Origin of the sequence: Exiguobacterium sp. s7 (assembly GCF_018618195.1) — a bacterium.
Classification (GTDB): domain Bacteria; phylum Bacillota; class Bacilli; order Exiguobacteriales; family Exiguobacteriaceae; genus Exiguobacterium; species Exiguobacterium mexicanum_A.
The window spans coordinates 1-14,358 of the sequence record NZ_JACSLO010000009.1 but is presented as its reverse complement, the minus strand read 5'-3'; the positions used below and the strand labels follow the sequence as shown (position 1 = coordinate 14,358).

Annotated in this window: 13 protein-coding genes and 1 other RNA gene; 4 read left to right on the top strand and 10 right to left on the bottom strand. The window is 53.0% G+C overall.

The window, feature by feature from the left end; all coding sequences use genetic code 11:
- Positions 1–12: 12 nt before the first annotated feature.
- Together KNP79_RS11445 and KNP79_RS11440 are read right to left on the bottom strand one after the other, a co-directional pair.
- Positions 13–1,479: a carboxypeptidase M32 gene (locus tag KNP79_RS11445; protein WP_215192424.1), complete on the bottom strand. Its 1,467-nt coding sequence runs from the start codon at positions 1,477–1,479 to the stop codon at positions 13–15.
- Positions 1,480–1,545: 66 nt separating this feature from the next.
- Positions 1,546–3,078 (bottom strand): FAD-dependent oxidoreductase, encoded by a 1,533-nt coding sequence (locus KNP79_RS11440; RefSeq protein WP_215192422.1) that lies wholly within the window; start codon positions 3,076–3,078, stop codon positions 1,546–1,548.
- Between the two features lie 201 nt (positions 3,079–3,279).
- Here KNP79_RS11440 and KNP79_RS11435 point away from each other — a divergent pair, with 201 nt between their 5' ends.
- On the top strand, positions 3,280–4,257 hold the full coding sequence (locus tag KNP79_RS11435) for a D-alanyl-D-alanine carboxypeptidase family protein (protein ID WP_215192420.1): 978 nt from the start codon (positions 3,280–3,282) through the stop codon (positions 4,255–4,257).
- Positions 4,258–4,613: 356 nt separating this feature from the next.
- Positions 4,614–6,095 carry a sodium/proline symporter PutP gene (gene putP, locus KNP79_RS11430; protein ID WP_138859392.1) on the top strand — a complete coding sequence of 494 codons (1,482 nt, stop codon included), beginning with the start codon at positions 4,614–4,616 and terminating at the stop codon, positions 6,093–6,095.
- Between the two features lie 152 nt (positions 6,096–6,247).
- Here the strand turns inward: putP and KNP79_RS11425 are convergent, their stop codons facing one another.
- The 6 genes from KNP79_RS11425 to KNP79_RS11400 all read right to left on the bottom strand — a co-directional run bounded on the left by KNP79_RS11425 (position 6,248) and on the right by KNP79_RS11400 (position 10,752).
- Positions 6,248–6,541, bottom strand: coding sequence for a hypothetical protein (locus KNP79_RS11425; protein WP_233004283.1), 294 nt, complete (start codon positions 6,539–6,541; stop codon positions 6,248–6,250).
- 14 nt (positions 6,542–6,555) lie between these two features.
- Positions 6,556–7,110, bottom strand: a complete 555-nt coding sequence (locus KNP79_RS11420) for a hypothetical protein (protein ID WP_138859391.1) — start codon at positions 7,108–7,110, stop codon at positions 6,556–6,558.
- Between the two features lie 79 nt (positions 7,111–7,189).
- Positions 7,190–8,011 carry a YihY/virulence factor BrkB family protein gene (locus KNP79_RS11415; protein ID WP_034777670.1) on the bottom strand — a complete coding sequence of 274 codons (822 nt, stop codon included), beginning with the start codon at positions 8,009–8,011 and terminating at the stop codon, positions 7,190–7,192.
- 106 nt (positions 8,012–8,117) lie between these two features.
- Complete coding sequence (locus KNP79_RS11410) at positions 8,118–9,536, bottom strand: alanine/glycine:cation symporter family protein (RefSeq protein ID WP_215192418.1); 1,419 nt, start codon at positions 9,534–9,536, stop codon at positions 8,118–8,120.
- 59 nt (positions 9,537–9,595) lie between these two features.
- Complete coding sequence (locus tag KNP79_RS11405; RefSeq protein WP_214753257.1) at positions 9,596–10,501, bottom strand: Gfo/Idh/MocA family protein; 906 nt, start codon at positions 10,499–10,501, stop codon at positions 9,596–9,598.
- Positions 10,502–10,569: 68 nt separating this feature from the next.
- Positions 10,570–10,752, bottom strand: a complete 183-nt coding sequence (locus tag KNP79_RS11400) for a hypothetical protein (RefSeq protein WP_034777673.1) — start codon at positions 10,750–10,752, stop codon at positions 10,570–10,572.
- 279 nt (positions 10,753–11,031) lie between these two features.
- Here KNP79_RS11400 and KNP79_RS11395 point away from each other — a divergent pair, with 279 nt between their 5' ends.
- Complete coding sequence (locus KNP79_RS11395; RefSeq protein WP_215192417.1) at positions 11,032–11,907, top strand: DNA/RNA non-specific endonuclease; 876 nt, start codon at positions 11,032–11,034, stop codon at positions 11,905–11,907.
- Between the two features lie 184 nt (positions 11,908–12,091).
- On the opposite strand, the gene KNP79_RS11390 is transcribed toward KNP79_RS11395, so the two are convergent.
- Together KNP79_RS11390 and rnpB are read right to left on the bottom strand one after the other, a co-directional pair.
- Positions 12,092–13,255: a THUMP domain-containing class I SAM-dependent RNA methyltransferase gene (locus KNP79_RS11390; RefSeq protein WP_034777680.1), complete on the bottom strand. Its 1,164-nt coding sequence runs from the start codon at positions 13,253–13,255 to the stop codon at positions 12,092–12,094.
- A 105-nt stretch (positions 13,256–13,360) separates the two neighbouring features.
- Positions 13,361–13,728: RNase P RNA component class B (rnpB, locus tag KNP79_RS11385), an RNA gene on the bottom strand.
- A 121-nt stretch (positions 13,729–13,849) separates the two neighbouring features.
- Between rnpB and KNP79_RS11380 the strand changes: the two genes are divergently transcribed.
- Entirely contained in the window at positions 13,850–14,254 is a 405-nt protein-coding gene (locus tag KNP79_RS11380) for a hypothetical protein (protein WP_034777681.1), read from the top strand.
- The last annotated feature ends 104 nt before the right edge of the window (positions 14,255–14,358 follow it).

Genomic DNA, 14,358 nt, shown 5'->3' with positions numbered 1-14,358 from the left:
TCTGTATTCGCCTCAGTTCGTTTTATATTTGCTCGTCAAGTAGCGCACGAGCGGACGTACCGAGATGTCTTCCCCGGTCACTTGTTTGATCAACTCGTTCGGGGTGAGCGCCTTCCCATGACGATGGACATTGTCTTCGAGCCACTGTTTGATCGGGCCGAACTCGCCACTGCTGACGAGCGATTCAAACTCTGGATGGGCATCACGAAGCGCCTCTGTCAATTGGGCGGCATAGACCAAGCCGAGTGCATAGCTTGGGAAGTAACCGAATGAACCGCCGGCCCAGTGCACGTCTTGCAGGACGCCTTTCGCATCACTCGGGACATCGACACCGAGATATTCCTTATACAGCGCGTTCCATGCCTCTGGTAATTCCTCGACCGAAAGATCGCCTTGAATCAGTTTCTTTTCGAGCTCATAGCGGATGATGATGTGCAGACTATACGTCAACTCGTCCGCTTCGATTCGAATGAGAGAGGGTTTCGCCTCGTTCACCCCGGCATAAAACGTCTCGAAAGAAACGTCCTGAAGCGCAGGGTGTTCTGTTTGAAGACGCGGATAGACGCTCTTCAGGAACGCTTCGCTTCGCCCGACAAAATTCTCGAAAAAGAGCGACTGTGATTCATGGATTCCCATCGAGGCCCCGCCTCCGAGCCCGAGCTCGTCGAGTTCCGAGTCGATATGTTGCTCATACGTGGCATGGCCCGCTTCGTGCATCGTCCCGAACAAGGCGTTGCGGAAGTCGGCCTCGTCATATTTTGTCGTAATGCGCACGTCGCGCCGGTTGATCGTGATCTCGAACGGATGGACCGTCGCGTCGAGTCGGCCCCGTGTCAAATCGTAGTCGACGACACGCATCCAATCCTCGCACAACCGCTGTTGGACCGACTTGTCCATCGCCCAGTCGAGTCCTTGTACAGGTTCCGGCAATTCGCGGATGAGCGGGACGAGTTCGTCCCGGAGCGTCTGGAACAACGCATCGAGCTGTTCGACCGTCATGCCAGGTTCATAGTCGTACAGCAAAGCATCATACGGGTGAGACTCGTAGCCGAAATACTCCGCGAACTTGCGTTGGAACCCGATGATCTTCTCGAGATATGGGGCGAACATGTGCCAGTCATCCTGGTCCTTCGCTTTCTCCCATGCCGTCTCGGCTTCAGAGACGAGCGTCACGTACGCCTGATATTCCGATGAAGGAATTTTAGCGTTCCGCTCATACTGTGTCTTGGCGACGGCGACCGACCGGACTTCAATCGGCGTCAATTCCTCGGTCTCGGTCATTTGCGCGAGCAAGTCTTTGAACGACTCGCTCGTCTGGCGCTTGAACGCCTCGGTCGACAGATAGCCGATCGTCTCGGCCCGAAGCGGTGCCGATTGTTCCGGCATCTGGGTGCGCATATCCCAGTATAGTAAAGAAATCGCCTCATCGAAGGCACGCAATTGTTTGAAATGGTCACGCCACTGCTTTGTTAGTTCCATTCTGATTCCACCCCTATGACAGTTATATCGTTACTTCTTTACTTTAATATAGACGAAGGAAGTTGCCTATTCTTTCGACACATCGGTTTTCCGTTCATATGAGAGCGGCTTCGTCGCCGGCCCCTCCAATACGTTCCCTTTCGTATCGAATCGTGACCCGTGGCAAGGGCAATCCCACGAGCGTTCGGCGTCGTTCCAATTGACCGTGCAGCCCATATGCGTGCACCGTGTCGAGACGAGATGGCATTCGTTGTCGAGGTCTCGATAGGCACCGACCTTCTTTCCGTCGACTTGGACGATGCCTCCTTCGTCCAGTTGCAGGTCGTCGAGCGAACCGGGTTTCTCGAGTGAACCTTTGACGAACTGGGTCGCCGTGTCGAGGTTCGTTTTCAAGAACTGACCGACATCCGCCGACTTGAACTTGGAACGGAGTGGATTTAATAGTTCTCGGAAGCGATTGTCCTGACCGGTCAACAGATCAGCCAAGAGGAGCCCCGAGGCGATCCCGTTCGTCATCCCCCACTTGGCGAATCCCGTCGCGACGAACACATCCGGCTCCCGGCTAAACATCTGTCCGACATAGGGGAGATGGTCGAGTGTGATCAAGTCTTGTGAGGACCAACGGAAGCTGGCCTTCTTCGTTTCGAACACGTCATGGGCGAACCGCTCGAGCCGGTCATAACGCGAGCGTGTCTCCGTCACGTGACCACTCAAGTGACCCTCCCCTCCGACGAGCATGTACGACTTCTCCCCTTCCTGAAACGTACGGAACGACCGACTCGGTGAATCGACGCTCAAATACATCCCCTCAGGCACGCTTTGCTCGGTCTCGCAAGCGACGATATAAGAGCGTTCGACCTCGAACTTCGAGAAATAAAGTCCCCGGATATCATTGAACGGGTAATGGGTGGCGACGACGACTTGGTTCGCCTGGACCCGCCGTCCCGTCGATGTCGTGACGATCGGTCGGGGTCCGGAGCTGATCTCAGTCGCCCGCGTCTTCTCATGGAGTCGACCGCCCGCCTCAACGAAACGAACGGCTAGCTCGTTCAAGTACTTGACCGGGTGGAATTGGCCTTGGTCCCGGATGACAAGGGCCTGTTTCACTTGGAGCGGGAGCGCGGCATTCACTTCCTCCTTCGCGTCCCCGCCTGCGAGGTCGAGCTGCTCATACGCCTCCCGTTCGGCGACGAGTTGGCTCGATCCGTCGATAGAATATAAGTAAGAATCTTTCGTCTCGTAATCGATGTCGAAACCGTCCGCGACCTGGTCCTGCAAATAGCGAAGGGCCTCTTGATTGAACTCATAATAAAGTCGGGCCGTCTCATGATTGAACGTTCGAATCAATTTGGAGTAAACGGTCCCGTGCTGCACGGAACATTTCGCCGTCGTATGACCGGTCGTCCCCCGTCCGACCTCGGCCGCCTCGAGCAGGACGACTTGTTTACCGCGTCGCTGTAGTTCGTAGGCTGTCACGAGCCCGGCGATGCCCGCTCCAATGACGACGACGTCACATGAGACCGAGCTTTCTAACTTTGGATACGGTACGGTCTCGTCGTGTTGACGCCACAGGGAATTGGTGAATGGATAACGATGCATGAAGGTGCCTCCTTTAGTGGGTTGAGTGTCTGTTATTGTGTATACCCATTCCACTTCATTTCATACGCGTCAATTATTGACCTGATTCTTTATTTTGATGACGATTTCAAGAGGCTCCATCCATTATGGTAGAAAAGTAAACAATGAAGGAGCGATTACATAGTGAAACGAAACCGCAGACACCGTAGAAAGACGTACATCATGAGGCGATTGACCGTCGGCCTCGCCCTGATCGGACTACTCGCCATCATCCCTGCCCTAATCGGCTTCAAGCAAGACTCAGAACCAAAAGCAGAACCATCCGCTCCGGTAGCCGTCCCCGTCAAATCCGGACCGACTTTCCCGGAGATTCCAATCAAGGAATGGACACATCAACCGATTGCAGCAGCCGATACACCGGATCTGCTCGTCGGGTCGATGGCGTTCGTCAATTTGACGGACGGTCAGATTTTAGTGGATAAGAACGCATCGGAACGCGTCTTTCCCGCCAGTACGACAAAACTGATGACCGCCCTCCTCGCGTATGAGACGGCAGTCGACAAAGACGAGCTCGACAAAGACGTGGTCGTCGTGAAACAGTCGACACTCGATATCCCGTGGGACAGTCACATCGTCCATCTCGCAGTCGGTGACCGACTCACCGTCCGCCAGGCGCTCTATGCGACGTTACTCGAGTCGGGGAATGACGCCGCCAATAGCCTCGCCGAATACGTAAGCGGTTCGACATCCGAGTTCGTCGACTTGATGAACGCCCGTTCGAAAGTACTCGGGTTGACCGGGACCCAATTTCGGAATGCGCACGGCTACTCCGACCCGGAACACTTTACGACTGCACTCGACATGGCTAAAATCACCTACGCGTTCGGCACGTATCCAGAGCTAGTCGACATCGCCGGGACGTACGAATACGAGGCGAAGTTTGTCGATCAGGCCGGAGATTTGAAACGACGTTGGTGGTATCATCTCGGATCAGCCATCAACGAGCGGAGCATCCACTATTCGAAGCTCGTCACCGCAACGAAAACCGGATATACGGACGAATCAGGCTACACGATGGTGTTCTTGATGGAACGCGACGGCAAACAATACGCTTTGGTAACCATGCAGGCCAAGTCAGGACAGACGTTCCCGACGATGCGTACGGTTGAACAGATTGCTTTCGGCATTACTTATGAATAAATGGACAGCAACCACCCGCTCTTCCCTGTACAGGGAAGAGCGGGTGGTTGCGTTAAAACATCAGAAAATAGACGAGTTATATGACAATCAGATGACACAGGGATAACACCTATATGACTAATTGTCAGAATATTTAAGCTTTAACCGTGAAAAATATCGGTCTTATCCGTTGATACAATGCGCTTTAAAGCCATTTTTATGAAAAGATGACAGTTTGCAATGATTAAGTAGGTCCGTTATGGTTAGTCACAAGTTCGCCGAGTCATTCAAGTTTGACGCATTTGTGTGAGATTCACACATGGTTGAACTACGATTGATAAAACGACAACAATTGAACACGTACAGGAGGTAATCAAATGTTATGGCAAGAATGGGTATCCATCGCGCTTTATCTCGTGATGATGCTCCTCATCGGATACGTCGCCTATAAGCGAACGACCGATTCATCAGATTATATGTTAGGTGGCCGTAAAATGGGGCCAGGTGTTACCGCCATGTCAGCCGGAGCTTCGGATATGAGTGGTTGGATGTTAATGGGGCTTCCGGGCGCAATGTACGCCACGGGATTATCAGCGATTTGGTTAGCCGTTGGATTGGTCATCGGAGCTTACTTGAACTACTTGTTAGTCGCTCCCCGTCTACGCGTCTTCACGGAGATGGCAAATGACTCGATCACGATTCCTGACTTTTTAGAGAATCGGTTCCGAGATCACTCGAACTGGCTACGGATCCTGTCTGCATCCGTTATCATCATCTTCTTCACGTTCTACACGTCAGCCGGACTTGTGTCTGGCGGGAAGTTGTTCGCAAGCTCGTTCGGGCTTGACTATCAGATGGGCGTCATCGTGACGATTAGCGTCGTCATTCTTTATACGCTCTTCGGTGGCTTCACAGCCGTCAGTTGGACAGACTTTGCACAAGGTGTCATCATGTTCCTTGCGCTCGTACTCGTCCCAATCGTCGCTTTGACAGACGTCGGTGGTGTTTCAAACGCCGTCAACACGGCCACGACGCTCAACACAGATTTGTTCGACCTCTTTAAAGGGACGTCGACGCTCGGGATTATCGGTCTCCTCGCTTGGGGACTTGGTTACTTCGGTCAACCGCACATCATCGTCCGCTTTATGGCGATTCGTGATGTGAAATCATTGAAGACGGCACGCCGTATCGGTATGGGCTGGATGACAGTCTCGATCATCGGTGCCGTTATGACAGGTCTCGTCGGAATCGCTTACTTCCGTGGTCAAGGGAATGCCCTGGCTGACCCGGAAACGGTGTTCATCCGCTTCTCAGAAGTATTGTTCCACCCGTTCATCACTGGATTCTTGCTCGCTGCGATTCTAGCGGCGGTCATGTCGACCGTATCGTCACAGCTTCTCGTGACATCGTCAGCGTTGACAGAAGACTTCTATCGCAAGTTCTTCAATAAAGAAGCAAGTGAGAAGACGATGGTTCTCGCCGGTCGAATCGGTGTCTTAACGGTCGGAGTTGTCGCGACTCTCATGTCGCTCAGCCCGTCGAACACGATTTTGACGCTCGTCGGCTATGCGTGGGCAGGCTTCGGCTCAGCCTTTGGTCCAGCGATTCTCTTGTCGCTCTATTGGAACAAGATGACGCGTCAAGGTGCCCTCGCCGGAATCCTTGTCGGTGCCATTACGGTCATCCTTTGGATCGTGACTGGACTCTCGAGCGTGATTTATGAGATGGTGCCAGGCTTCTTCCTCAGTATGCTTGCCATCGTTCTCGTCAGCACGTTCACGAGCCAACGTGAACAAAAACGAATCAACCGTGAATTCAGTGAAATGGAAGCTGAACTCGCCGTTGCGAAAAAAGAATAACATCAATCAAAAACGCGGGCCGAACGGCTCGCGTTTTTTTTGTTGCGTACGGTCATGTATCTTTACTTTAACGCGGCTTGTTTTATAGAGCACTGTGATCAATGCATTAAAGAAAAGCCCGCAGATATGATATCTGCGGGCTTGAGACTCGATTACATCGCTCTCGCCATGAACCATAATTGAATGAAAAATGGCACCAACACGAGGACGAGCATCGCATTGCGCATCCATCGGTTACGGTTCCAGTAGTACGCCATCAAGACGAACGGATGTAGCGCCGTCAGCTGATATGGGTTGAACCAGAACCAGGTGAGCATCAATACGATAAAAAAATATAACACAGAGCGTTGTTTCGTGGTGCGCCATTCGCGCCACATGTCGAACGCCCCTTTGAAGAATACGATAAACGTCACGATCCAAAACACCATCACAATGATACTATTCAATGACTAGACCACCTTCATGAGACATTTTCAATATAGAACCCGCCCCAGTAAATATGTCGATACGTGTATTCTTTACCACTCTCTGCCGTGATGATGATTTCATCCTCTGTCAATACGAGCACATGGACTGGAATCTCACCTTTTCGTAACATCGGGCTAAACAGTTGAAACTGTTTGTTCAACCATTTCCGCTCCGAGAAGTCACGGTAATGATGCAAGGCGAGCGACGGATGAACCAAGAACACACCAATGATCAAAGCGATGGCTCCCGGTGAGGCGGCCACTTCAAGCAGTAACGAGAGGACGAGCAGAAGCGATAAGACCGCATAACCGAACTCAAGGAGCTCCATCAAAGAGGCTCGACCGGCAATCACGTACTGCATGACGCGGAAGGCCACGTACAGTAACAGACTGACCATCACATACTGGGTGAACGGAGCGCTACTCATCTCAACGTCCAAATAGAACAAGATCGGCAGTAACATGACCCACTTCCATAATTGTAAGGCGAGGTAAAACAATGTTTGATCGATGAAACGACGATTGTGTACGAGCCGTTGCATATCCATGTTTCCCACCTCCGATTAAAAGATGTGATCTTATCGATATCATTCCCTGAATCAAAGATTGATAACAACGATTTACACGTCAACCGGATATTTCTTTTTGTTCGATGAGCGTGGCGTTCAGGAGTCCCCCGAGAAGGATGACCGAGGCCGCCAGGTAGAACCAGATCAACAAGATGATAAAGGCACCGAGCTGACCGTAAAACTGTTCATAGTTTGCATACTGTGAATAGTAGCTGAATACGTTCGAAACTGTCAAGATGCCGATTGTCGCAAAAGCCGCCCCGGCCCAGCTGTCTCGGAATGTGCCGCGATGGCTCGGCAACCACTTATAGACGAGCAGGAAGACACTGAACAGGATGAGTGTCCCGATGATCCAACGGAAGTAGAACCAAATCTGGGCATATCGGGCGACGATGTCATCGATAAAGATGATATGGGTCGCCAACTCTCGTAGCGCCGTCTCGATGACCGGGACGAGCAACGAGAACGGCAGGACGAACATGAGCGCGAGCGTCACGGCGATGTCTTGCAACACCCCGCGCCAGAACGCTTTGTTTCGGATCAGTCGATAGGCGTCGTTCAAGGAGCGAACGAGCGATTGGACGGCCATCGAAGAGATCCAAAGTGCCGGTAAGATGCTGAGCGAGGCCAAGCGTAGTCTCGAATCATCAAAAATGGCCTCGATGTTCCCTTGTAACAATCGATAACTCGCCTCGGGCATCACCAAGGACAACGCCGAGATGACGTCTCCGCTCGAGAACGGCAGCCACCCGACGATACCGAGGACGAACAATAGAAATGGGAATGTGGACAGGATGAAATAGTAAGCCAACATCGCGGCTTGATCGAAGAATCGTTCGGCAAAAAATCGTTTGAATGTGTGAAGAAAGGGTTGTATCATGTCGTGCTCTCTTTTCTATTTTTATTATATAAATGCGGTACGTGAAATAAAAACATTCAACAAGCAAAGGCAAGGCTGGCGCTGTGCGTCAATCCTTGCCTTACGCTCAACTAATATTCTCTCGTTTCGCTTCCCATGCTTCGACGTGCTCTTTCCCTGGCAGCTCGACGTCGTCCCGATTGAACACCGGATCGCGCCCTGCTCGTTTCTGGGCCACGTAATCATCAAGCAACAGTTTCGCGACTTTACTGAGCCGGAAGATGGCGTACATGTTGACGAGTGCCATCAGACCCATGAAGATGTCTGCGATCGACCAGACAAGCCCGGCCGAACGGACCGAACCGAACAACACCATCCCGATGACGGCGATCCGGTAAATGACGAGATACACTTTCCGTTCCGAGATAAACTCGATGTTCGTCTCCCCGTAATAGTAGTTCGCCAAGATCGAGCTGAAGGCGAACAATAAAATCGCGATCGTCATGAGCGATGTCGCGACCGGCCCGATCTCGGTGAGGAGCGCCTCTTGGGCAAGTTCGATGCCTTGGAAATCCTCAGAACCCGGCACGCCAGAAATGAGGACGATCATCGCCGTCGCCGTACAAATAAAGAGCGTATCGACGAACACGCTGAGTGACTGAATGAGACCTTGCTTGACCGGGTGACTGACCTCGGCGGTCGCAGCCGCGTTCGGGGCCGACCCCATCCCCGCCTCGTTCGAGAACAAGCCTCGGCGAATCCCTTGCAAGACGGCCGCACCGACCGCTCCGCCCAGTAGTTGTCGGAACCCGAGCACACCTTCTGAGAAAATGGCCGAGAGCACGGCCGGGACGACCTCCAAATTCGTCAAGACGACCCACAGGGCGAGCAAGATATAACCGCCAGCCATGATTGGGACGATGATCCCTGACAGCGTCGAAATGGACCGGATCCCACCGAAGATGACGATCCCCGTCACGACGGCCAAAATAATCCCGATCCAAAGCGTGTCGATCTCGAAGACGTTGTTGACCGACAAGGCGATCGTGTTGGCCTGGACCGAGTTGAATGCAAATCCAAAGGCGAACGTGATCAGAATGGCGAACACGATACCGAGCCATCGCTGACCGAGTGCCCGTTCGATATAGTAGGCCGGTCCGCCGCGCCACGCTTTGCCATCATGCACTTTGTACACTTGGGCGAGCGTGCTCTCGACGAACGCTGACGCCGAACCAATCAACGCGATGAGCCACATCCAAAACACGGCACCCGGTCCCCCGAGTGCAATCGCGGTCGAGACGCCGGCGATATTCCCGGTCCCGACCCGTGCTGCCGTCCCGATGGCGAACGCCTGGAACGACGATACTTGTCCTTTTTCGTGCTTGATCCCTTTGACGAATAACAGCTTGAACATCTCGGGCAGCATCCGGAACTGGACGAACCCCATCCGAATCGTGAAATAAAGCCCACCGGCAATCAATACGAAAATGAGTACGTACGTCCATAACAAATCATTCGCCTGCATGACGAGCTCGCGAATGTCCATGCGCATCCCCTCCTTTTACGGAGTTATTACCCGCTCGACGGACCGCAGAAACGAGACGGTCAGCGCGAAGCCTCTTCTAGTATGCGTTCACAGAGCGCATGCGTCGTCAGACTATCGGCAGCGAGCACCGACTCGTTCGGTTCGCCGTTCAGTAGCTTGATGAACGCATCGATCATCGTCGTGAAACCGCGACGCATAAGGTTCGACTCCCACGGACTCAGAGCCCGCTCGAGCATGCCGTCGCGCGTGAAGTCATACACGCGCTCGACGTCGCGGGACACCCGCTTCAGACGCGGAGACATCACTTCCATCACTTCTTCCGTACAACCGTTGTCGCGGTTCATGATCCCGAGCGCTTCGATCCCATCCGCCGTGAATTGAATCTGCAACTGTTTCAGCGTCTCTCCTTCATAGCGCGTCCGCACCGACAAATTCTCAACCGGTGCGAGCCCCGTCAAGTAACGGAGCGTGTCGACGACGTGGACGAAATCCTCGATGATGAACTCTCGGAGCGTCGCCGGTTGATACGTGCGATTCTTTTGAATGAGGACGAGGTTTTGGTCCGTGACTTCCTTCAAGGCCGCCGTCGCCGTCGCGAAACGACGATTGAAGCCGGTGACGAGTTCGACCCCATTGTCTGCCGCGAGCCGCACGAGCCGCTCCGTCTCGTCGAGCGAGAACGTGACCGGCTTATCGATGAACACATGGACGCCCCGCTCGAGCACGTAGCCGACCTGGTCCGCGTGGGCCGACGTCGTCGAATGGATCAACACGCCATCCACCTCATCGAGCGGCACGTCTTGTAATGACCGGTAATGGCCGCTGAATCGGTATTTGTCGACGAGCTGCCCCGCTTTCGCCTCATCTCTCGAGACGAGATAGACGTCCACCCCTTCTAATCCGGCATAAACCGGTAAATACGCTTTTTTCGCGACATCCCCTAACCCAACAACCACGATCTTCATTTCAACATCTCTCCTCTTCGATGGACTGAACAAAACCCCATGGCGTACGCCCGGGGTCGATGGTTCACTTAATGGACGGCAAGAATCTCAAAACTCGTGATCGGCTTGCGAATCGCATCCGACACGATTTGATATAGGTCGGCGAGTTGCTCATTATCCTTTAAATCTGGCGTCCGGTCGAGCTCGACTTCACACGTTCGTGTCGTCTGTTCCTTATCTTGAAACGCATATTCAATCGTATATGTCTGCATGATATGTCTCCTCTCAAGCGATATATACGTATGTATAGCCTGAAACGAAATGATTGAAACGCCTCGGGTGTGCGACTCAAATCGCTCGAGAGCCCCCTGTTCGACCCGTTCTCCCCCATTGTACCATTCGTACCTAGGGCGACGCCTCCCCCATCTGTGACAAAATCTGTCTCGTTTGTCGGAAGCACGATTAAAACCGCCTCCAATCCGTTTGCTTGTAAATGTGGGCGAAGATTCCTAGAATGGACAAGTATGCATCAAAGACATAGGAGTTTTAACATGAAAAACAATCTTACTTATCTTGCCTTCCCGCTGGCCATGCTGTTGTTGGCCGGTTGCACGAACGAGACAGAACCGAATCCCGAGTCGAAGACGGAACCTCAGGAACAGGTTACCGTTGAGACGGAGCCCCCTGACCAGACCGGAACGAACGATCACTTCACGGGCTACGACTTGATTGAAGTCGAGGGTGGAGATTTGTCAGGCGACCGCGAGCATAATGTCGTCGTCGATATCGGATACGGGGAACGCGAGTACTGGGCGTTCACGAACGAGCACGGACAACTCGTGAAAGTGCTCGCCGACGAGATTGTCTTGCAAGATGATGAGCTCGAGGACGTCACGTCTTCGGGTCGCTATTATTCAGACGAGGCGAAAGTGCCTGGTGTCGAGCATCGCGACCTCGACGAAGGGCACGTCATCGCCGATTCGCTCGGCGGCGTCTCGAACGCCTTCAACATCACTCCGCAAGACAGCACGCTCAACCGCCACGGGGACCAGGCGTACATGGAGAGCGTGATCCGGAGCGCAGGCGGCGCGACCGACTTCGAGGCCATCATCACCTATCCGGATACGGAGACACAAATCCCTTCACACTATGAGTACACATACACTGTCAAAGGAAATGTCATTACCGATTCGTTCGACAACGTGAACCCGGACGAGGTGAACGAGTCGCTCGGGCTGACCGAGAGTGCGACTGAAGCCGAGTCCGTGTCTGAAGACGGTGACGTCGCGAGCATCGATATGAATGGGGACGGCCAAGTGACGATCCAAGAAGCAAAAGATGCCGGGTTCAGCATGCCGATCACAAGCGATCATTGGCTCTATCCTTACATGCATGACAATGATGGCGACGGGATGGTCGGAGAATAAGCTATCGGGATCACCCACAACGATATGAAAGAATCATCGACGTCACGCTCTTCCTGATCAAAGGGAGAGCGTTTTTTTATGGCGCGTCGATATGAGATTGAATTGTCGGCCCTTCGATATTGTAAAACATAAAATCAAGCAAAAAAGGACCATAGACGAGTGTCTACGATCCTTCGACCAATTGTTATTTTGAGTCAGCCGACTCAACAGGACGTCTCGGCGGACGCTTGCCGAAGAACTGGTAGTATTGCGTCTCAATATTTCCGTTGTACAGCTTACGGCGTTTCGTCGCCGGACGGCCGTACGCCTTCTCGAAGTCCTCATAGCTCGTCAACATGTAGACGCTATAGCCCGGATACTTGGCGAACTGCTGGCCGATCCGCTCGTACAGGTCGATGATCTCTTCCTCGGTCTGCAACCGTTCGCCGTATGGCGGGTTACCGATGATGACACCGTACTCTTCTTTCGGCTTCAAGGCAGCCGCGTCGCTGTGGACGAACGTGATGGCGTCACGGACGTCAGCGAGCTCGGCGTTGTCCTTGGCGAGCTTGACCATGCGTGGGTCGAGGTCGATGCCGTAGATTTTGAGCGGTTTGTCCCACTCCGCTTTCTCGTTCGCTTCATTGATTGCCTCATACCAAGCTTTCTTCGGTACGCACGGCCAGTCTTGTGAACAGAACTCACGGTTGAGACCAGGTGCGATGTTGCGACCGATGAGCGCCGCCTCGATGGCGAGCGTCCCAGAACCGGTGAAGACGTCATAGAACGGCATGTCCGGCTTCCAGTTCGTCAGCTGGATCATCGCCGCGGCCATCGTCTCTTTGAGCGGTGCCTGTGAGTGAAGCTCACGGTACCCGCGACGGTGAAGCGCGTCACCTGACGTGTCGATCGTGATCGTCGCCACATCTTTCAACAAGGCGACTTCGATTGGATAGTACGCGCCTGTCTTCGGAAGCCACTCGCCCGGCTTGTCGTATCCGCGTTGCATCGCGTCGACAATCGCCTTCTCCGTGATCTTCTGACAGTCGCGGATCGAGAACAACTTCGACTTGACCGAGCGGCCGTCGACGATGAACCGGGCGTCCCACGGCATGAGATCCGTCCAAGGCAGTTCGACCACACCGTCGAACAGTTCCGTGAACGTCGTCGCTTTGAACTCGGCGACGACGAGCTTGACGCGGTCGGCCGTCCGGAGCCAAAGGTTGAGACGTGGAATGTCCTCCATCTCCGCGTCGATATAGACGCGTCCGTTCTCGACCTCACACGTGTAGCCGAGGTCACGTACTTCTTTGGCGACGAGAGCCTCGATGCCCATCGCCGCGGTGGCGATCAGTTTACGTTTTGCCATACTATCCCTACTTTCTATAGTGTAACTCCTAAAATGGTCATGTAAAAAGGAGCTCAAGTAGGATTGCTTGAACTCCTGGTCAATGTTAAATGAGAGACTATGCTGCCCTGTAAGCCATGTTCTGTACTCCGGTGCTCATAACGGTCTCCCTGGCACGATGGAGTGACAATCATCTATCTGCGCCGATTGGCGCCTTCCGTCCCGTTCGGTTCCAGTCAGGAAGTTCCCCTACCATAGTTTGGGTTTCTCGCTCGTGGGGTTTACCTCGTTCCACTCTGAACGTTTCCGATCAGACTCCGTCACTGTGGCACTTTCAAGAAGCTTGCACCATATCCGAGGACTTAGGTGCTTCTTCTGCCGTCAACTTGCGTTGCCTACACTTATCTTTTCGTGTAGCACGATCACTACAGCCATCACAGGCTGTGCGAGCATGGACTTTCCTCAAGACTTGCGTCCCGCGATTGCCCAGACCTCATAGTCACTTTACCCATTGTAGCGGATAACCCGAGAAATGACAACCGAGAACCTGAACTTGATTTTCATGGGCGTCAGCGCTAAAATAAGGCGTGTTCCATTGAACAAGGAGGGATTTTGATGCGTCAAGATGCAAAAAACGGTTGGATTCAACGACTGACCTATGTGATTGAAATCGATGACATTAAAGCGCTCCACCCGAACAACGGCGTGTTCGCCTTCTACCGGAATAATCGACTCGTTCGAGGATTCGAGCCGTTTGACATCAAAGCACCGAATGAATTGTCCAAACGTTCGTATCACTTCGACCATCATAACTTGGCCCACTTACAGGAACGTTTTCCTGAATCAATCCCGACGTTCGACGCGTCGACACAGACACGTCGCGCCTGGAGCGACGACGTCCGCGTCGGCCTCTGCGAGATCATCGTCGACGGGAAACTGAGTTTTGAACATATCGACGATAACGGCAACGTCTTAGAAGCGAATATCCGTTGGAGTGGTGAAGCCATCACGAAAGCATAAATCAACACCCGAAGCTGATATGCTCCCCAATAGGTAGACAGATGAAATAACAAATCTGTTTATCTGATTGGGGAGTGTTTTTTTATGGCGAGAAGTCAGCATAC